This window comes from Citrobacter pasteurii (assembly GCF_019047765.1).
GTDB classification, from domain to species: domain Bacteria; phylum Pseudomonadota; class Gammaproteobacteria; order Enterobacterales; family Enterobacteriaceae; genus Citrobacter; species Citrobacter pasteurii.
In genome coordinates, this window is sequence record NZ_CP077262.1 from 1,671,542 (window position 1) to 1,692,090 (window position 20,549).

Sequence of the window (20,549 nt, forward strand, 5' to 3'; positions counted from 1 at the left end):
CCCGCATTGTTCGGGTTAGCGCTGAGGGTTCATTTTTATATTCATAAAGAGAATAAACGTGGCAAAAAACATTCAAGCCATTCGCGGCATGAACGATTATCTGCCTGGCGAAACCGCCATCTGGCAGCGCATTGAAGGCACTCTCAAAAACGTGCTCGGCAGCTATGGTTACAGTGAAATCCGCTTGCCGATTGTAGAGCAGACCCCGTTATTCAAACGCGCGATCGGTGAAGTCACCGACGTGGTTGAAAAAGAGATGTATACCTTTGAGGACCGCAATGGCGACAGCCTGACGTTGCGTCCTGAAGGGACTGCGGGCTGCGTACGCGCCGGCATCGAACATGGTCTCCTGTACAATCAGGAACAGCGTCTGTGGTATATCGGGCCGATGTTCCGCCACGAACGTCCGCAAAAAGGACGCTATCGTCAATTCCATCAGTTGGGTTGCGAAGTTTTTGGCCTGCAAGGCCCGGATATTGATGCTGAACTCATTCTGCTGACCGCCCGCTGGTGGCGTGCGCTGGGTATTTCCCAGCATGTCAGACTTGAGCTGAACTCCATTGGGTCGCTGGAAGCTCGTGCGAACTACCGTGATGCGCTGGTGGCTTATCTGGAACAGTATAAAGATAAACTGGACGAAGACTGTAAGCGCCGCATGTACACCAACCCGCTGCGCGTGCTCGACTCCAAAAACCCGGAAGTACAGGCGCTGCTCAACGACGCGCCTGCGCTGGGCGACTATCTGGATGACGACTCGCGCGAGCATTTTGCGGGTTTGTGCAAACTGCTGGAATCCGCAGGTATTGCCTACACCGTCAATCAGCGTCTGGTTCGTGGTCTTGATTACTACAACCGCACCGTATTTGAGTGGGTCACCACCAGCCTGGGCTCACAGGGTACCGTGTGTGCAGGTGGTCGTTATGACGGTCTGGTAGAGCAACTTGGCGGCCGCGCAACGCCGGCTGTAGGCTTTGCTATGGGCCTGGAACGACTTGTTTTGTTAGTTCAGGCAGTTAATTCGGAATTTATTGCCTCCCCTGTTGTCGATATATACCTGGTTGCTTCAGGGGCGGACACGCAGTCGGCGGCAATGCGGCTTGCAGAACGTCTGCGCGATGAAGTTCCTGGTGTGAAACTGATGACTAACCACGGTGGCGGCAACTTTAAGAAACAGTTTGCTCGCGCCGATAAGTGGGGCGCCCGCGTTGCACTGGTACTGGGTGAGTCCGAAGTGGCTGACGGTACTGTTGTAGTGAAGGATTTGCGCTCTGGTGAGCAAACGGCAGTAGCGCAGGATAGCGTTGCCGCGCATTTGCGCACTCTACTGGGCTAAGGAGAAGGACAGCGTGGAAATTTACGAGAACGAACACGACCAGGTTGATGCGGTAAAACGCTTCTTTGCTGAAAACGGCAAAGCGCTGGTTGTTGGGGTAATTTTAGGGGTTGGCGCGCTGGTCGGCTGGCGTTACTGGACCAGTCATCAGACGGAGTCCGCACGCTCTGCTTCTCTGGCATATCAAAATACGGTGACTGCGGTTAGCGCAGGTAAGCCTGATAGCATTCCTGCTGCAGAGAAATTTGCCGCGGAAAACAAAAACACCTATGGCGCATTAGCGTCAATGGAACTGGCACAGCAGTTTGTTGACCAAAACGAACTAGAGAAAGCCGCGGCCCAGTTACAACAAGGTCTGGCCGCCACCAGCGATGAGAATCTCAAAGCGGTGCTTAATCTGCGTCTTGCTCGTGTTCAGGTTCAGCTTAAGCAGGCTGATACCGCGCTGAAAACACTCGATACCATTAAAGGTGAAGGGTGGGCGGCAATTGTGGCCGATCTGCGTGGTGAAGCGTTGCTGAGCAAAGGCGATAAACAAGGTGCGCGTAGCGCATGGGAAGCGGGCGTGAAAAGCGATGCCTCTCCTGCTCTGAGCGAAATGATGCAGATGAAAATCAATAATTTGTCCATCTGAGAGGGACCCGATGCAATTGCGTAAATTACTTCTGCCAGGGCTGCTTTCCGTTACCCTATTGAGCGGCTGTTCACTGTTTAGTGGCGAAGAAGATGTCGTTAAGATGTCCCCGTTACCGGTGGTTGAAAACCAGTTTACTCCGTCTACTGCCTGGAGCACTTCTGTAGGTAACGGTATTGGTGATTTCTACTCCAACCTTCATCCTGCGCTGGCGGATAACGTGGTCTATGCAGCCTCTCGCGCCGGTGTGGTGAAAGCGCTGAACGCAGACGACGGCAAAGAAGTCTGGTCTGTTAATCTGGGTGAGAAAGACGGTTGGTTCTCCCGTGCATCTGCACAGCTTTCTGGCGGTGTCACCGTGTCGGGCGGCCATGTTTATATTGGCAGCGAAAAAGCACAGGTTTATGCGCTTAACACCAGCGACGGGACCACCGCATGGCAAACGAAAGTTGCCGGCGAAGCGCTGTCTCGTCCGGTTGTTAGCGATGGCATGGTGTTGATCCACACCAGCAACGGCCAGTTGCAGGCATTGAACGAAGCTGACGGCGCCATCAAATGGACCGTGAACCTCGACATGCCATCACTTTCCTTACGTGGTGAATCCGCTCCGGCGACCGCCTTTGGCGCAGCTATTGTGGGTGGCGATAATGGTCGCGTAAGTGCCGTACTGATGCAGCAGGGCCAGATGATTTGGCAGCAGCGTATTTCTCAGGCCACTGGCCCAACCGAAATCGATCGTCTGAGTGATGTCGATACCACGCCGGTTATCGTCAATGGCGTAGTTTACGCACTGGCTTATAATGGTAACCTGACGGCGCTGGATCTGCGCAGCGGCCAGATCATGTGGAAACGTGAGCTCGGCTCGGTGAATGATTTCATCGTCGATGGTAATCGTATCTATCTGGTTGATCAGAATGACCGTGTGCTGGCGCTGACTACCGACGGCGGCGTGACGCTGTGGACGCAAAGCGATCTGCTGCACCGTCTGCTGACGTCTCCGGCTCTGTATAACGGCAACCTGGTCGTAGGCGATAGCGAAGGCTACCTGCACTGGATTAACGTTGAAGATGGTCGCTTTGTCGCTCAGCAGAAAGTCGACAGCTCAGGTTTCCTGACAGAGCCGGTCTCTGCTGATGGTAAACTGCTGATCCAGGCGAAAGACGGTACGCTGTACTCCATTACGCGTTAATCGTCGCGGCCGCTCGCTTTGAAAAACGGCTCCTGGTGCAGGGGCCGTTTTACTGTTTTTAACAATGGCGCAAAAATAGCGTCCGTTGTCTGATGATTTTTTAAATGAGGCTTTAAACATGGTACCTGTGGTCGCGCTTGTCGGGCGCCCTAACGTTGGCAAATCCACGTTATTTAACCGTCTAACTCGCACCCGAGATGCGCTGGTTGCGGATTTCCCGGGTCTGACTCGTGACCGTAAGTACGGTCGTGCGGAAATTGAAGGCCGCGAGTTTATCTGCATTGATACTGGCGGTATTGATGGCACCGAAGACGGTGTTGAAACCCGTATGGCTGAGCAGTCGTTGCTGGCTATCGAAGAAGCGGACGTTGTGCTGTTCATGGTGGATGCGCGTGCTGGTCTGATGCCGGCAGATGAAGCCATTGCCAAGCATCTGCGTGCGCGCCAGAAACCAACCTTCCTCGTTGCCAACAAAACTGACGGACTCGATCCGGATCAGGCGGTTGTTGATTTTTACTCGCTGGGGCTGGGCGAAATTTACCCCATCGCGGCGTCCCATGGTCGTGGTGTTCTCAGCCTGTTGGAGCATGTTCTGCTGCCGTGGATGGATGACGTCGCTCCGCAGGAAGAAGTGGACGAAGACGCGGAATATTGGGCGCAACTGGAAGCCAAAGAAAATGGCGAAGAAGAGCCTGAAGACGACTTCAACCCGCAGGATCTGCCGATCAAACTGGCGATTGTTGGTCGTCCGAACGTAGGTAAGTCCACGCTTACTAACCGTATTCTTGGCGAAGATCGTGTGGTGGTTTACGACATGCCGGGGACCACGCGTGACAGTATTTATATCCCAATGCAGCGTGATGAACGCGAATATGTGCTCATCGATACCGCAGGCGTGCGCAAGCGCGGTAAAATTACCGAAGCGGTAGAAAAATTTTCCGTAATCAAAACGTTGCAGGCAATTGAAGATGCCAACGTGGTGATGCTGGTGATTGACGCACGCGAAGGGATCTCCGATCAGGACCTCTCGCTGTTGGGCTTTATCCTCAATAGTGGGCGCTCACTTGTTATCGTCGTCAACAAATGGGACGGCCTGACACAGGAAGTGAAAGAACAGGTAAAAGAGACACTGGACTTCCGTCTGGGCTTTATCGACTTTGCCCGCGTTCACTTTATCTCTGCGCTGCACGGCAGCGGTGTAGGTAACCTGTTCGAATCCGTGCGCGAAGCGTATGACAGCTCGACCCGCCGCGTCAGCACCGCGATGCTGACTCGCATCATGACCATGGCGGCAGAAGATCATCAGCCGCCGCTGGTACGTGGTCGCCGTGTGAAGCTTAAGTATGCACACGCCGGTGGTTATAACCCACCGATTGTGGTGATTCATGGTAACCAGGTGAAAGACCTGCCGGATTCATACAAGCGCTATCTGATGAACTACTTCCGCAAATCACTGGAAGTCATGGGTACACCAATCCGTATTCAGTTCAAAGAAGGGGAAAACCCGTTTGCCAACAAACGTAATACACTGACACCAACTCAGATGCGTAAGCGTAAGCGTTTGATTAAGCACATCAAAAAAAGCAAGTAAGTTTGCTGATGGCGATAGAGGCCCGCGTAAATCGCGGGCTTTTTTTCGCCTGTACCTGTCTGTTTGCTGTCAATGACTATTCGCTTTTTACCAAGTTTAAATCTAAGAAAGTAGACAATTGTCGAATTTTCATCTTAAAGTCACCCGGTTGGTACTAGACAAAACTACTGTCAGGTTATCAAATGGTTAAATAACTCTTCGCCGTATGTAAAAAATCGACCAGCTACGTACCTGGCCGGCGTACATCACGGTGTTTACAAGCACACGACATATCTTTTCGGGAGAATTATGCAATCCTCTGTTAATCAAAAAGAAAGCCGAACTTTCTTCGGTCATCCTTATCCGCTCGGCTCATTGTTCTTCACAGAGATGTGGGAGCGTTTCTCGTTTTATGGCATTCGCCCGTTACTGATCCTGTTTATGGCGGCTACCGTTTATGACGGCGGCATGGGGCTGGCGCGTGAAAATGCGTCGGCGATTGTCGGTATCTTTGCTGGTACGATGTATCTTGCTGCGTTGCCGGGTGGGTGGCTGGCGGATAACTGGCTCGGCCAACAAAAAGCGGTATGGTATGGCTCCATCCTGATTGCGCTTGGTCACCTGTCGATTGCGCTCTCGGCCATCATGGGTGACAACCTGTTCTTTATCGGCCTGATGTTTATCGTGCTCGGCTCTGGTCTGTTTAAGACCTGTATCTCGGTGATGGTGGGTACGCTGTATAAAAAAGGCGATGCGCGTCGTGATGGCGGTTTCTCGCTGTTCTACATGGGTATCAATATGGGCTCCTTCATTGCTCCGTTGATCTCCGGGTGGCTGATTAAATCTCATGGCTGGCATTGGGGTTTTGGAATCGGTGGCATCGGGATGCTGGTCGCGTTGATTATCTTCCGCGTATTTGCTGTTCCGGCGATGAAACGCTACGACAGCGAAGTCGGTCTGGACTCGACCTGGAACAGCCCGGTAGTCAAAAGAAAGGGCGTAGGCACGTGGTTGTTGGCGCTGGCGGTAGGTGTGGCAGTCATTGTTACCCTGATTGCTCAAGGTGTGATTGTGATTAACCCGGTCGCGGTAGCCAGCGTGTTGGTGTATGTGATTGCGGCATCCGTAGCCCTCTACTTCATCTACCTGTTTGTCTTTGCAGGGCTGAACCGTAAAGAGCGAGCCAGACTGTTGGTCTGCTTTATTCTGCTGGTTTCCGCTGCCTTCTTCTGGTCGGCATTTGAGCAAAAACCAACGTCGTTTAACCTGTTCGCTAACGACTACACTAATCGTATGATCGGCGGTTTTGAAATCCCGGCAGTCTGGTTCCAGTCGATTAACGCGCTGTTTATCATCCTGCTGGCCCCGGTCTTTAGCTGGGCGTGGCCGAAGCTTGCCAGCATGAACATTCGCCCGAGCAGTATTACTAAATTTGTTATCGGTATTCTGTGTGCCGCAGCGGGTTTTGGCCTGATGATGCTGGCAGCGCAAAACGTGCTGAATAATGGTGGTGCAGGCGTTTCGCCTTTCTGGCTGGTGGGAAGCATCCTGATGCTGACGCTTGGCGAACTGTGTCTGAGTCCGATTGGTCTGGCGACGATGACGCTGTTGGCACCGGAAAGAATGCGTGGGCAGATGATGGGTCTGTGGTTCTGCGCCAGTGCGCTGGGTAACCTGGCCGCGGGTTTGATCGGCGGTCACGTGAAAGCCGACCAGTTGGATATGCTGCCGGATCTGTTTGCGCGTTGTTCTATCGCGTTGATAATCTGTGCTGCGGTATTGGTAGTCCTCATTGTTCCGGTACGCCGTATGCTGGAGAATGCGCAGACTAAACCGGTTACCAGCGCCTGATAACACCTCGACATTGCCGGGGCGGGCATTCTGCTCCGGCAATTCAATCAACGAGGTAAAAGTATGTTGTTAGGGTTTGTGGGGCTTGGCGCGGTGGTTGAAACGGCATACTTGCCCGCATTACGTCATATGTTCGGTGATTCATTCCGCTGTGTGGGATTTGATGTGCAACCCGCAAAACAGCCTGCAGATGTGACACGCTGCGCATCGCTCGCTGAACTTCTGGCAACACCGCTTGATACCCTGTTTATCACCACCGCATCCCTGCACCATCTTGAGGTGCTGGAACAGGCGCTGGCCGCTCCCATCGCACGTATCGTGGTCGAAAAACCGATTGTCGCCACGCTTTCCCAAATTGAAAAACTGAAAATGCTGATGGTTCAACCCGGCGTCGCTGATCGCGTACTGGCGCTAGACCATTGGATGGCGCGTAATGGCGCAATGCAGCTGGCATTAGGGAAACTCGGGGCGCAGTGGCAGGGCGATAACCCACAACCGACACTGGTTTCCCACTTTTCGGACATTGTTAAAATCGAAGGTTTCTTGCAGGAGCCAAGCGGGTTTAACGCCGCAGGGGAGCCTATAGCGCTTAACTTTGCCACCGGTGAGCCGGATGCGCGCGAGCTGCGCCACCCGGATGGCGTGATTCTGGATATCGGTACGCACGTGCTGGCAATGTTGCGTGAAACGGTACGTTGCCTGGGCGGCAATGACAGTATGACTTTGCAGGTGAAGCGGGCTAAAGACCGCCTGGGGCGTGATATCTCCCGCGGTGACCTGACTACGGCAGAGGGTGAAGCTCATCTTCAGGGGCAGATTAGCAGTATACCGCTGGATATCTGGCTGAATAAATACGCGGGTCCAACTGGCGGTCAAAAAGGTTTGCGCCTGTATCTGAGCGATGGTCGTATCATCAGCCATGACCGGCGCGGGGCCGAGGATGTGCTTGAAGTGATTGACGGTGATGCTGTGCGTCGCTGGAGGCTTCCCGGTACGATTTATGCCCATTGTCTGGCGGAACATATTCTGGGGGCGCAAAGTCTGTTTGAACGCAACCCACAGGAGGTGAGGTGCACAACGCAGCGCAGACTGGAGGAGGTTGAACGATTACTCACCTTGCAGCAACAGCTGCGTGGCCCACACTAAGCGTATCGTGGTAAAATTAATGCAGAGCTGAATGCCCTTTAGAGGAGTCACCATGTCAATGAACTGCCCGGATTGTCACGCAGAACTGGAACTGCAAAACGGTGTGGCGCACTGTGAAAACTGCAAAAAAGATATTCCGTTAGAAGCGCGCTGTCCGGAGTGCCATCAACCGCTCCAGGTATTAAAAGCCTGCGGAGCGGTGGATTACTTCTGTCAGAATGGCCATGGGTTGATTTCGAAGAAACGCGTGGAGTTTGCGCCGGTTTAATCCGGCTTTTTCTTACGCGTTTTCTTTGCCGCCGTTACGCCTTTCACTTCACTCTCTACCCAACCATCTGACAGTCGGGTCGTGAGCACATCACCGGCCTTCACCTGTTTGGTCTGCTTCAGCACTTTGCCGTCCGTCGCGGTAGTGACGCTATAGCCGCGCGCCAGCGTGGAAAGCGGACTTACGGCTTCAAGATGCGTCACCACATTACCAAAGCGTTCTCGCTGCTCGCTTAAACGCGCGCGGATATTCTCCGCCAGACGATATTCCAGTTGCTGAATACGGGTTTGCGCCCGATAAATGTGCGACTGTGGGTTTTGTTGGTTCAGGCGTTGACTTACGCGCTGTTGGCGCTGGTTGGCTTGCTTAATCTTATTCTCAAGTGCGAAGTTCATTCTCTGCCGCAGCCGCTCCAGCACTGTTTGCTGACGGGCCAGACGCAACTGAGGGTGCTGCTGTTGTAGACGGTGGAACATCTGAGTGAAACGGCGGTTGCGGTTCGCGATGTAGTAATCCATCGCCATACCCAGACGCTGCTGCACAGACTGAATCTGGCGTAACAGCTCCTGTTGATTGCGGCTGACAATTTCCGCCGCCGCAGACGGCGTAGGCGCGCGCAAGTCGCCGACGAAGTCAGCAATAGTGACATCGGTTTCATGGCCAACGGCGCTAACGACCGGAATGGCACTGTTAAATATTGCCCGCGCCACGCGTTCGTCGTTAAAGCTCCATAAATCCTCCAGCGATCCACCACCACGCCCGACGATTAAAACATCGCACTCCTGACGTGCGTTAGCCAGTTCAATGGCATGAACAATCTGCCCCGGCGCATCATCACCCTGCACGGCGGTTGGGTAAATTATCACGGGCAGGGAAGGGTCACGACGTTTCAGAACATGGAGGATATCGTGCAGCGCAGCCCCGGTTTTCGAGGTGATCACCCCGACGCAATGGGCCGGTGAGGGCAACGGTTGTTTGTATTGCTGATCGAACAAACCTTCAGCCTGTAATTTGGCTTTCAGCTGTTCATATTTTTGCTGCAACAATCCTTCGCCCGCAGGCTGCATGCTCTCGACGATTATCTGGTAGTCGCCGCGCGGCTCGTACAGCGTAATGTTGGCGCGTACCAGCACCTGCTGTCCATGCTGCGGGCGGAAGGTCACCCGGCGGTTACTGTTGCGGAACATCGCGCAACGTACCTGGGCGGTGTCATCTTTAAGCGTGAAATACCAGTGGCCTGAAGAGGGCTGGGTGAAATTCGAAATTTCGCCGCTGATCCACACGTGTCCCATTTCCTGCTCAAGCAGCAGACGAACCGTCTGATTCAGGCGGCTTACGGTAAAAATTGAGGTGGTTTGAGAGGATAACATGTGAGCGGGATCAAATTCTAAATCAGCAGGTTATTCAATCGAAAGTAACATGCTCACAGAGGAGCGCAAGGTTTTTTTGCAAAAAAGTGTGGATGCAATCGGTTACGCTCTGTATAATGCCGCGGCAATATTTAATAACCTCCCAGGTGAGATATTGCCCATGCTACGTATCGCTAAAGAAGCCCTGACGTTTGACGACGTCCTCCTCGTTCCCGCTCATTCTACCGTTCTGCCGAATACTGCTGATCTCAGCACCCAGTTGACGAAAACCATTCGCCTGAACATTCCTATGCTCTCTGCGGCTATGGACACCGTGACGGAAGCTCGCCTGGCAATTGCCCTGGCTCAGGAAGGCGGCATCGGTTTTATCCACAAAAACATGTCCATCGAGCGCCAGGCCGAAGAAGTTAAACGTGTGAAAAAACACGAATCTGGCGTGGTGACCGATCCGCAGACCGTACTGCCCACCACCACGCTGCGTGAAGTGAAAGAACTGACCGAGCGTAATGGCTTTGCAGGCTATCCGGTTGTAACGGAAGACAACGAACTGGTCGGTATCATCACCGGTCGTGACGTACGCTTTGTTACCGACCTCAGCCAACCGGTTAGCGTTTATATGACGCCGAAAGAGCGTCTGGTAACTGTACGCGAAGGCGAAGCGCGTGATGTTGTGTTTGCAAAAATGCACGAAAAACGTGTTGAGAAAGCGCTGGTCGTTGATGACAGCTTCCATCTTCTCGGCATGATCACGGTTAAGGATTTTCAGAAAGCAGAACGTAAACCTAACGCCTGTAAAGACGAGCATGGTCGTCTGCGCGTTGGTGCTGCTGTCGGCGCGGGTGCTGGTAACGAAGAGCGCGTTGACGCGCTGGTTGCCGCGGGCGTTGATGTACTGCTGATTGACTCCTCTCACGGTCACTCTGAAGGCGTATTGCAGCGTATTCGTGAAACTCGCGCTAAATATCCGGATCTGCAGATCATCGGTGGTAACGTCGCAACGGGCGCTGGCGCTCGCGCTCTGGCTGAAGCCGGCTGCAGCGCTGTTAAAGTGGGTATCGGCCCTGGCTCCATCTGTACCACCCGTATCGTTACCGGTGTGGGCGTTCCGCAGATCACCGCTGTTTCTGACGCCGTTGAAGCGCTGGAAGGCACCGGTATTCCGGTTATCGCCGATGGCGGTATTCGTTTCTCTGGCGACATCGCGAAAGCAATCGCTGCCGGTGCTGCTGCAGTCATGGTGGGCTCCATGCTGGCGGGTACCGAAGAATCCCCGGGCGAAATCGAACTGTACCAGGGTCGTTCTTACAAATCATACCGCGGTATGGGCTCTCTGGGTGCGATGTCCAAAGGCTCCTCCGACCGTTACTTCCAGAGCGATAACGCCGCCGACAAACTGGTCCCGGAAGGTATTGAAGGCCGCGTAGCGTATAAAGGCCGCCTGAAAGAGATCATTCACCAGCAGATGGGCGGCCTGCGCTCCTGTATGGGGCTGACCGGCTGTGGTACTATCGACGCGCTGCGTACTCAGGCTGAATTTGTCCGTATCAGCGGTGCGGGTATCCAGGAAAGTCACGTTCACGATGTGACCATCACCAAAGAGTCCCCTAACTACCGCATGGGCTCCTGATAAGTTTCCGCGCCCGGCTCTATGCCGGGCGAATTTGTTTCACTTGCCTCGGAATTAGCGTCAATGACAGACAATATTCATAAACATCGCATTCTCATCCTCGATTTCGGATCGCAGTATACTCAGCTGGTTGCACGTCGCGTACGTGAACTGGGCGTCTACTGTGAACTGTGGGCATGGGATGTTACGGAAGCACAAATTCGCGAATTCAACCCAAGCGGTATCATTCTTTCCGGTGGTCCGGAAAGCACCACTGAAGAAAACAGCCCGCGTGCGCCAGAATACGTTTTCAATGCCGGTGTGCCGGTGTTCGGCGTCTGCTACGGCATGCAGACCATGGCAATGCAGCTCGGTGGCCACGTTGAAGGGTCTAACGAACGTGAATTCGGCTATGCGCAGGTAGAGGTTCAGACTGACAGTGCGCTGGTGCGTGGTATTGAAGACTCCCTGACCGCCGACGGCAAACCGCTGCTGGACGTATGGATGAGCCACGGTGACAAAGTGACCGCCATTCCTGAAGGTTTCGTCACTGTCGCCAGCACCGACAGCTGCCCGTTCGCCATTATGGCGCACGAAGAAAAACGCTTCTACGGCGTACAGTTCCACCCGGAAGTAACCCACACCCGTCAGGGCATGCGTATGCTGGAGCGCTTTGTGCGTGACATCTGCCAGTGTGAAGCGCTGTGGACGCCGGAAAAAATCATCGACGACGCTGTTGCACGTATCCGTGAGCAGGTTGGCGACGATAAAGTGATCCTCGGTCTGTCCGGTGGCGTTGACTCCTCCGTCACCGCGATGCTGTTGCACCGTGCGATCGGCAAAAATCTGACCTGTGTATTCGTTGACAACGGTCTGCTGCGCCTGAATGAAGCTCAGCAGGTGATGGATATGTTTGGTGACCACTTCGGTCTGAATATTGTTCATGTTGAAGGCGAGCAGCGTTTCCTGGATGCGCTGAAAGGCGAGAGCGATCCGGAAGCCAAACGTAAAATCATCGGTCGTGTGTTCGTTGAAGTGTTCGATGAAGAAGCACTGAAACTGGAAGACGTTAAATGGCTGGCGCAGGGCACTATCTATCCGGACGTGATTGAATCCGCGGCTTCCGCCACCGGTAAAGCACACGTTATCAAATCTCACCACAATGTGGGCGGCCTGCCGAAAGAGATGAAGATGGGTCTGGTTGAACCGCTGCGTGAGCTGTTCAAAGACGAAGTGCGTAAGATTGGTCTGGAGCTGGGTCTGCCGTACGACATGCTGTACCGTCACCCGTTCCCGGGGCCGGGTCTGGGCGTGCGCGTACTGGGCGAAGTGAAGAAAGAGTACTGCGATTTGTTGCGTCGTGCAGATGCTATCTTCATCGAAGAACTGCACAAAGCTGACCTGTACAACAAAGTCAGTCAGGCGTTCACCGTGTTCCTGCCGGTACGTTCCGTTGGCGTCATGGGCGATGGCCGTAAATACGACTGGGTTGTTTCCCTGCGTGCAGTTGAGACCATCGACTTTATGACCGCCCACTGGGCGCATCTGCCGTATGACTTCCTGGGCCGCGTCTCTAACCGCATCATCAACGAAGTGAACGGTATTTCCCGCGTGGTGTATGACATCAGCGGTAAGCCGCCAGCTACCATCGAGTGGGAATAATATCTCTCTCCGTTAGTGGTTTTTGAAACGGTAATATGTCAAACCCTCTTTAACAGAGGGTTTTTTATTGCGCTCACACCGAAGAACAGCCTATTAATCAACTAACTGTAGCTGGGGGTGAGATTGGGGGGCTACGTTCTCAACGCGGATATCCATCTGCGGATACGGCAGGGCAATATGGTTGGCGTCCAGGGCTTCTTTAATGTTTTCCAACAGATCGTAATAGGTATTCCAGTATTCGATGTTGGGTACCCATACGCGGACGTAAAAATTCAATGCTGAAGCGCCCAGTTCACCCAGACGAACGGTCACCCCACGTTGCTTATCGATGCGGGTATCTTGCCCGATAATATGGTTAATCACGCGCTTAACGTCAGCTATCCGGCTCTGATAGCCCACGCCAATCACCAGATCGATACGGCGGAAAGGGTGGCGGGAATAGTTAATGATATTGTCAGCGATGATCTTACCGTTTGGAATGACCACTTCTTTGCTGTCGGCGGTGAGCAGGGTGGTGGAGAAAATATGCACCTTTTCCACCGTTCCGGTGACTGCCCCAATTTGTACCACTTCTCCGGCGCGGAATGGGCGCAGGGAGACCAATAGTACGCCAGCGGCAAAGTTGGAGAGTGACCCTTGTAGCGCAAGGCCAATGGCCAACCCAGCAGCGCCAATGACGGCAATAATAGATGATGTTTCAATACCCACGCGCCCTAATGCGGCTACCACGGCAAAGGCGAGGGTAATGTAACGTACCAGCGCAGTGAAAAATTGAATGATGGTTCTGTCGACTTTACGTTTTAACAGTAACTTTTCCAGTCCACGGGAGAGCAGGCGAGCGATAAATTTACCGACAAACAGTAAAATCACGGCGGCAACAATATTCCAGCCGAATTGAATAACCGCGTCGCTATGCCCGGAGATCCATTCAACACCGCTTCGTATTTTCGGAAATAATGAAAAACCACTCATGGTATTACCCTGTAGAATTTAAAATGGTAACAATTCAAATAAATATTTAATTCCATACGTAATGTTAATACTTTCGCCTGTGATATTTTCTGACGATATTAATTGACGTCTATTTGAACACTGTGTGTCTTTTTTATACCCAGTAAATCGAAATGTGAAAATCAGCGCGAATAGTGCGGTGAAGTGGGATTAAAAGATTGTGCATTTGTGCGAAAAACGCAGTCTGTTATCCGATAATTCAGTGCGTGTGGTGGGTAAGACTGCGTAATGTTTCATCACTCAAATCCCTTACCGGATGGTTAAATGTCTGGCACTTAGCCATCCGGTAAGGAATCTTAATGCTGAGATATCACAGGCGCGAGCGATCAGCGCACGTCGGTTTGAGCAGGAGATGCCTGTTGCGGCTGGGTGATCTGCTGAGATTCTTTTTTGTTCTGGTGGTGGTGCCACGCACCAATGGCGGAGTAGACAAAGCGTCCGAAGAAGAAGAGAAAACTGATAAGCAGTACGATCCGGATCATGCGACTATTAAATCGGTGTCGTTTGCGTAGGCTGGTAACCTGGCTCACAAAAGGTTCCTTGTAGTGTACCCAACTGAGGGCGATACTCACATTAAGGCATACTGTGAGGAAATGGTCAATTTTTCATTATGTAAAATTGCTTCAGTTGTTTCATCCTCATATGTTATGAATATTAATATTATTATTTGCATTAATAATGAAATAACGATAAAAAACAATGAAAAGAGTAATAATTGATTAATGAGGGGCTTTTTTTTTGATATATGTCAAACGTCACCTTTTGCTGACAACTAAAATCGATGAGGCATAGTGATGTATTTAACTTTACCGTTTTAGAGTCAGGTGGGATGCCTGTCTGAATACCCCCTGCAGGATGTGCGGGATTCTACTGAGCATCTATGAAACTCAATAAAAATTATATTGGTATGAGAGATAGATGGTGGGCGTTACCTCTCATCTTACCATCTTTGCTGTTGCCTATATTGAGCGCTGCCAATACCTATGCCCATATTAGTACTGGGACCGTAATTCTTTTCTACATGCCTTTGGCGTTGATGATTAGCCTGATGCTATTTTTTAGCTGGGCGGCATTGCCGGGAATTATCATTTCCATTATCTGCTACAAATATCCACAGGTTGGGTTATTTGAAACGCTGTCAATTATTACGCACTTTATTGTTACGATAGTGCTGAGTTGGGGAGGGTATAAAGTATTTGCTCCCCGGCGGAACAACGTATCTCACGGTGACTCTCGCCTGATGTTTCAGCGCATGTTTTGGCAGGTCTTCTGTCCGGCAACCCTGTTTCTGATACTCTTCCAGTTTGCCGCGTTTGTCGGCGTCTATGAGAGCAAATCCGTTATGGTGGGGGTTATGCCCTTTAATACTGGCACGTTGATCAACTATCAGGCCATGCTGACCGGGAATCTGGTTGGGGTTCCACTGTGTTACTTCATTATTCGAACGATTCGTAATCCGTTGCATATCAGAGGCTATTTTTCTCAATTAAAGCAACAGTTTGACGCCAAAGTTACCAAAATAGAGTTTGCGGTCTGGCTGATTGTTTTGACCACAATAATGACATTGTTGTGTCTACCACTAGATGAGCACAGCTCAATATTTAGCACAAATTATACCTTGTCGTTATTGCTCCCTGCCATGTTATGGGGAGCAATGCGATACGGTTTTAGATTTATTTCGCTGATATGGTCTGTCGTACTGATTATCGCAATCCATTATTATCAGCGCTATATGCCCTGGTATTCGAGTTATGACACACAGCTTGCCATTACCTCGTCGAGTTACCTGGTTTTTTCCTTCATCGTGAACTTCATTGCCGTACTGGCAACGCGCCAACGCTTTGTTACCCGGCGCAACCATCGCCTGGCATACTTTGATCCGATGGTGCATCTGCCGAATTTGCGCGCATTGAACCGGGATTTGAAAAAAACGCCATGGTCAGTGCTCTGCTTTTTGCGTGTTCCGGGCATGGGACTACTGGTAAAAAATTACGGCATTATGCTGCGTATCCAGTACAAGCAAAAACTCTCACAGTGGATAACGCCACTGTTGGAACAGGATGAGCATGTCTATCAGTTATCGGGTAATGACTTAGTTTTGCGTTTTAACACCGAGTCGCATCAGGAGCGCATTGAAGCCCTGGACAGGCATATCAAACAGTTCCGTTTTATTTGGGATGGCATGCCTTTACAGCCGCAGGTGGGGATCAGTTTTTGCTATGTCCGTTCTCCTGTTAACCATATCTATCTGTTACTGGGGGAGTTAAGCACCATTGCCGAGCTTTCTCTGGCGACTAATGCGCCAGAGAACTTGCAGCGCCGAGGCGTAATGCACTTGCAGCGGGATCTGAAAGATAAAGTGGCGATGATGAATCGTCTACAGCAGGCGCTGGAGCACAATCGCTTTTTCCTGATGGCGCAGCCGATTTCTGGCGTACGCGGCGACGTTTATCATGAAATCCTGCTGCGCCTTGCAGGAGATGACGGTGAAACCATCCCTCCTGATTGCTTCTTGCCGATCGCGCATGAGTTTGGCTTGTCGTCCAGCATCGATATGTGGGTGATTGAAAACACGCTGAAGTTTATGGCGCAGAATCGGGAAAAAATGCCTGCCCGTCGGTTTGCCATTAACTTATCACCTACGTCGATATGTCGCGCCCGACTTCCACATGATATCAATCAGTTACTGGTTAAGTACAAGGTTGAAGCGTGGCAGTTGATTTTTGAAGTTACGGAAAGCAACGCCTTAACCAATGCGGAACAGGCACAGGCAACGTTACTGCAACTGCAATCTATGGGCTGTCAGATTGCGATTGATGATTTTGGCACCGGATACGCCAGCTATGCGCGACTGAAGAATGTGAGTGCCGATATCCTGAAAATTGACGGCAGCTTTATTCGCAATATCGTTTCGAACAGCCTCGACTATCAAATTGTGGCCTCTATTTGCCACCTGGCGAGGATGAAAAGAATGCAGGTGGTTGCGGAGTATGTCGAAACTGAAGAAATACGCAGTGCGGTGATTTCGCTGGGAATTGATTACCTGCAAGGATATTTGATTGGTAAACCCCTGCCATTGCATGAAACGCTGGAAGAACAGGTGCCAGCTGAACTGGCACCTGCTGAGAGTTTATGCGGCGATATCGGGTGAGCTTTCTTCTTCAATTTTGAGACGCCAGCCGGTTACGCCCTCCCAGTATTGCTGCTCTTTTTCCAGATCGAGCAGCACCAGCGCATTTTGGCTAAACCAGTCATGCGGGAAGCGTAAGGTCCAGTGGTTGTCATCAGTTATCAGAGTCAGGGTTGGTGGCGTGGTGGTCGCCTGGCGCTGATTATTCAGCAGTACGCCCAGGCGCAATAGCTGAATTAACGGCAGAAACTGTTTTTTCTTGAACAACGTAAAGCGAGGCAGGTCATCCAGTTTCACCGCTTTGCGATGATAACGAACTAATGTTGCCATCATCAGTTGTTGTTCCTGATTAAACCCCGGTAAATCGCTGTTTTGTAAGATATAAGCAGAGTGGCGATGTAAGCCGCTGTGGTTGATGTTCAGCCCAACCTCATGCAGCATCGCTGCCCAGCGCAGTAATGCTTCCAGTTGAGGATTGGCCAGTTTGGGCTGTTGCGTATGCCACTGGTCGTACATTTGCATCGTTGTTTCCAGCACGCGCCGGGCCTGTTCACTGTCAATGTTGTACTGGTTCGCCAGACTGCTGGCGGTACGGCTGCGAACGTCCTGGTGGCGAAAACGTCCTTCCATCTCGTACAGTACGCCTTCGCGTAGTGCGCCATCAGAAAGGCGAAGTTCGCGGATCGCCAGCGCGTCAAACACGCCGCACAGAATCGCGAGCCCGGGAACAAATACCGCTTTTCGCTCTTCTGACAGCCCCGGCAGGCTGAGCGCATCAAATGAGGCATGCTTCAGCACTTCAGATGTCAGTTTGTCCAGGCGTTCAGGGGTGATAAAACCGTCTTTTTCACCCATCTCCAGCAGCACTTCGTGTGCCGCTTTAATCGTGCCTGACGCGCCCATTGCGACATTCCAGCCCTGAATGCGAAACTGCCACGTTAAGGTTTCGAGCTTTTGCGCTGCCGCCATGCGGGCACGCTGAAAGTTTTCCCGGCTGATGACACCGCCCGGGAAATACATCTGGGCAAAACTGACGCAGCCCATACGGCGGCTTTCGACCAGCTTGGGTTCGAAATCTTCGCCGATCACCAGTTCTGTTGAACCGCCGCCGATATCGATAACCAGCTTGCGGCCTTTTTCCGGCTGAGTGTGTTCCACGCCCATAAAAATCAGTCGGGCTTCTTCGTTACCGGAGATAATCTCAATCGGGTAGGGAATGACTTTTTCCGCTCGCTTGAGAAAATCGGTCGCATTCAGCGCCTGACGCAAAGTATGGGTTCCCACGATGCATACGCTTGACGGGGGAAAGCCCTGCAGACGTTCGGCGAACAGGGACAGGCAGCTTAATCCGCGCTCCATTGCCTCTTCGCTCAGCTTGTTATCTTCGCCGAGGCCATCCGCCAGATGAACGCGTTGTTTCAGTCGTCCGATAATCTGCATTGCGCCATCAACCACGCGGGCAATGACCATATGGAAACTGTTTGAACCAAGGTCGACCGCAGCAAATTCCTGCGGTCGTGGAGTCTTGTCGTGTATTGGCATAGCGTTAGTCAGGTTGCTCGAGTGATTTGATGTAGTCGTAAATCGCCAATTGTGACTGAACTTTGCGGCGGTTTCCGCGCGGTACGTAGCGATTACTGAGTTCTTTATCGATGAAGCGAGCCTTCACCGTGTCGCTGAACAGGATATCGATAATATCCAGCACGCGCTGTTTGAGGCGAGGGTCAAGCAGCGGGGTGGCGACTTCGATGCGATAGTCGATATTGCGGGTCATCCAGTCTGCGGAGGAGAGGTATACCTGCTTATCGCCACCGTTTTCGAAAATATAAACCCGGTCGTGTTCAAGGTAGCGGTCGACAATGCTTATCACGCGAATGTTGTCGCTGATACCTTCCAGATTTGGGATCAGAGAACACATACCGCGAATCAACAAATTAACCGGTACGCCTGAGCTTGAGGCCGCATAGAGACGATCAACCAGGCCCTTATCGACCAGGTTGTTCAGTTTTAGCGTGATACCGGAAGGCTGCCCTTGCTGCGCATTGGCGATCTCTTTGTCGATCATCGCGTACAGCAGACGGCGTGAGTTCTGCGGAGAAACCAGCAGATAATCGAACGTCACCGGACGATACGGGTTTTCGATGAAGTTAAACACCCGACGAACCTCGTTGGTGATACGCGAATCAGCGGTCAGCAAAGAGTAGTCGGTGTACAGGCGCGCTGTTTTTTCGTTGAAGTTGCCCGTCCCGATATGCGCATAGCGCACGACTTCATCACCTTCTTTACGCGAGATAAGGAACAGTTTGGCGTGAATTTTCAGGCCCGGCGCGGAGAAGATGACGTGAACGCCCGCTTCAGTCAAACGCTTGGCCCAGTGAATGTTGGCTTCTTCATCAAAGCGCGCCTGCAATTCCACCACTACGGTGACTTTTTTACCGTTATGCGCGGCATGGATCATTGCGTCGATGATGCGCGAGTCTTTTGCCACACGGTAGATGTTGATCTTTATCGCCAGCACGCTCGGGTCGAAAGAAGCCTGACGCAACAGTTCAAGAACGTGCTCAAAGGTGTGATACGGGTAATACAGCAGTACATCGCGCTCGCGGATTGCATCAAAGCCGTTACGGAACTTCTCTTTATCGAACCAGATATGGCGCAGACGCGGCAGGGGTTTGTTCACCAGGTTAGCTTTGCCAACGTTGGGAAAGTTAATAAAGTCTTTGAAGTTATGATAACGCCCGCCGGGCACAATCGAATCGTAGCGAGAAATTGTCAGTTTTTCACGCAGTACCTCAACCAGCGCATTGGGCATGTCGCGCTGATAGACGAAGCGTACAGGCTCTGCGGTCAGACGCTGTTTCAGGCTGGATGACATCAGCTCCATCAGGCTCGATTCCATCTCGTGCACCAAATCGTATTCGGCGTCACGGGTCATTTTCATCGAATAGGCGTTCAGCGCATCGTAATCAAAGAACCCTTTGAAAATGTCGTCAAGGCAGTAACGTAAGATGTTGTCCAGCAGGATCATCGGTTTGCGACGCCGCGGGGTTTCCGGCGGCAGGTTCACAAAACGGGGAACCTTATCAGAAGGGATTTCCAGCAGCGCGTAGCGGATTGTATCGCCGCGGATAATTTCCACCGCCAGATAGGTGTAGTCGTCTTTCAGGAACTGAACTAAATCCGTCTCGCGGTTAATCAGGATCGGCGTAATGTGCTGGCGAAGATATTGCTTGAAGTAATGGCGTAACCAGCTCTGTTGATTGGCCGATAGCTGACGTTCGTTGATGAGGAAAATCTGGTTGCGCGCCATCTCCAGCAGCAACTCGTTGTACAGGCCGTCAAATTCCTGATCGGCTTTTAATACGCGAGCCTGGATTTTGCCTAAAAGGTGGCGGGAGTGAGAGTTTGAACCCTGTTCTTCGCTAATAATGATTCGGCGCTTCAGTTCGGCAAAGCGAACCTTGTAAAATTCGTCGAGGTTGTTGGAATAGATGCCTAAGAAACGCATCCGTTCGATCAACGGGTTTGATTTATCAGCAGCTTCCTGGAGTACGCGTTCGTTGAACGCTAACCAACTGAGTTCTTTCTCGATGTATAGCTTTTCCTGACCCATTACCACTTTTACTCCGTTTCATTCACGGGACACTACCGATTTATTATGGCGAGCATTGCTCTCAGATGTCCAACTGTGCCAGAAAAATATGACAATAAACCGTCTGATAGCAAAGAGAAAGGGGGAGCGTAGATGAATACCGGAGATGTTAACCGGAAAAGGTATT

15 protein-coding genes are annotated in these 20,549 nt (G+C 51.8%); 10 read left to right on the top strand and 5 right to left on the bottom strand.

Annotation, left to right across the window (positions count from 1 at the left end):
• Positions 1 to 58 precede the first annotated feature (58 nt).
• The 7 genes from hisS to I6L54_RS08125 all read left to right on the top strand — a co-directional run bounded on the left by hisS (position 59) and on the right by I6L54_RS08125 (position 7,991).
• Positions 59 to 1,333, top strand: a complete 1,275-nt coding sequence (gene hisS, locus I6L54_RS08095; protein WP_005120428.1) for a histidine--tRNA ligase — start codon at positions 59 to 61, stop codon at positions 1,331 to 1,333.
• 13 nt (positions 1,334 to 1,346) lie between these two features.
• Positions 1,347 to 1,967 carry a YfgM family protein gene (locus I6L54_RS08100; RefSeq protein WP_005120429.1) on the top strand — a complete coding sequence of 207 codons (621 nt, stop codon included), beginning with the start codon at positions 1,347 to 1,349 and terminating at the stop codon, positions 1,965 to 1,967.
• 10 nt (positions 1,968 to 1,977) lie between these two features.
• A complete protein-coding gene (gene bamB, locus I6L54_RS08105; protein ID WP_005120430.1) occupies positions 1,978 to 3,156 on the top strand; it encodes an outer membrane protein assembly factor BamB in 1,179 nt (392 codons plus the stop codon).
• 118 nt (positions 3,157 to 3,274) lie between these two features.
• Positions 3,275 to 4,747, top strand: coding sequence for a ribosome biogenesis GTPase Der (gene der, locus I6L54_RS08110; protein ID WP_005120431.1), 1,473 nt, complete (start codon positions 3,275 to 3,277; stop codon positions 4,745 to 4,747).
• Positions 4,748 to 5,035: 288 nt separating this feature from the next.
• Complete coding sequence (locus tag I6L54_RS08115) at positions 5,036 to 6,577, top strand: peptide MFS transporter (RefSeq protein ID WP_040233473.1); 1,542 nt, start codon at positions 5,036 to 5,038, stop codon at positions 6,575 to 6,577.
• Positions 6,578 to 6,640: 63 nt separating this feature from the next.
• Entirely contained in the window at positions 6,641 to 7,723 is a 1,083-nt protein-coding gene (locus tag I6L54_RS08120) for a Gfo/Idh/MocA family oxidoreductase (protein ID WP_040233475.1), read from the top strand.
• A 52-nt stretch (positions 7,724 to 7,775) separates the two neighbouring features.
• On the top strand, positions 7,776 to 7,991 hold the full coding sequence (locus tag I6L54_RS08125) for a zinc ribbon domain-containing protein (protein WP_005120435.1): 216 nt from the start codon (positions 7,776 to 7,778) through the stop codon (positions 7,989 to 7,991).
• Here I6L54_RS08125 and xseA read toward each other — a convergent pair.
• Positions 7,988 to 9,361, bottom strand: coding sequence for an exodeoxyribonuclease VII large subunit (gene xseA, locus I6L54_RS08130; protein WP_040233476.1), 1,374 nt, complete (start codon positions 9,359 to 9,361; stop codon positions 7,988 to 7,990). The two genes, I6L54_RS08125 and xseA, sit on opposite strands and share 4 nt — an antisense overlap.
• A 160-nt stretch (positions 9,362 to 9,521) precedes the next feature.
• Between xseA and guaB the strand changes: the two genes are divergently transcribed.
• Both guaB and guaA read left to right on the top strand, forming a co-directional pair.
• Entirely contained in the window at positions 9,522 to 10,988 is a 1,467-nt protein-coding gene (gene guaB / locus I6L54_RS08135) for an IMP dehydrogenase (RefSeq protein ID WP_040233522.1), read from the top strand.
• Between the two features lie 63 nt (positions 10,989 to 11,051).
• Positions 11,052 to 12,629 (top strand): glutamine-hydrolyzing GMP synthase, encoded by a 1,578-nt coding sequence (guaA, locus tag I6L54_RS08140; protein ID WP_005120440.1) that lies wholly within the window; start codon positions 11,052 to 11,054, stop codon positions 12,627 to 12,629.
• 93 nt (positions 12,630 to 12,722) lie between these two features.
• Here the strand turns inward: guaA and mscS are convergent, their stop codons facing one another.
• Both mscS and I6L54_RS08150 read right to left on the bottom strand, forming a co-directional pair.
• Entirely contained in the window at positions 12,723 to 13,601 is an 879-nt protein-coding gene (gene mscS / locus I6L54_RS08145; RefSeq protein ID WP_040233477.1) for a small-conductance mechanosensitive channel MscS, read from the bottom strand.
• A 365-nt stretch (positions 13,602 to 13,966) separates the two neighbouring features.
• Positions 13,967 to 14,170: a YfgG family protein gene (locus I6L54_RS08150; RefSeq protein WP_072033354.1), complete on the bottom strand. Its 204-nt coding sequence runs from the start codon at positions 14,168 to 14,170 to the stop codon at positions 13,967 to 13,969.
• 350 nt (positions 14,171 to 14,520) lie between these two features.
• Between I6L54_RS08150 and I6L54_RS08155 the strand changes: the two genes are divergently transcribed.
• On the top strand, positions 14,521 to 16,791 hold the full coding sequence (locus I6L54_RS08155; protein WP_040233480.1) for a sensor domain-containing phosphodiesterase: 2,271 nt from the start codon (positions 14,521 to 14,523) through the stop codon (positions 16,789 to 16,791).
• Here the strand turns inward: I6L54_RS08155 and ppx are convergent.
• Together ppx and ppk1 are read right to left on the bottom strand one after the other, a co-directional pair.
• Positions 16,771 to 18,312 carry an exopolyphosphatase gene (ppx, locus tag I6L54_RS08160; RefSeq protein WP_040233481.1) on the bottom strand — a complete coding sequence of 514 codons (1,542 nt, stop codon included), beginning with the start codon at positions 18,310 to 18,312 and terminating at the stop codon, positions 16,771 to 16,773. The two genes, I6L54_RS08155 and ppx, sit on opposite strands and share 21 nt — an antisense overlap.
• Before the next feature lie 4 nt (positions 18,313 to 18,316).
• Positions 18,317 to 20,383 (bottom strand): polyphosphate kinase 1, encoded by a 2,067-nt coding sequence (gene ppk1, locus I6L54_RS08165; protein ID WP_005121867.1) that lies wholly within the window; start codon positions 20,381 to 20,383, stop codon positions 18,317 to 18,319.
• Positions 20,384 to 20,549 lie beyond the last annotated feature (166 nt).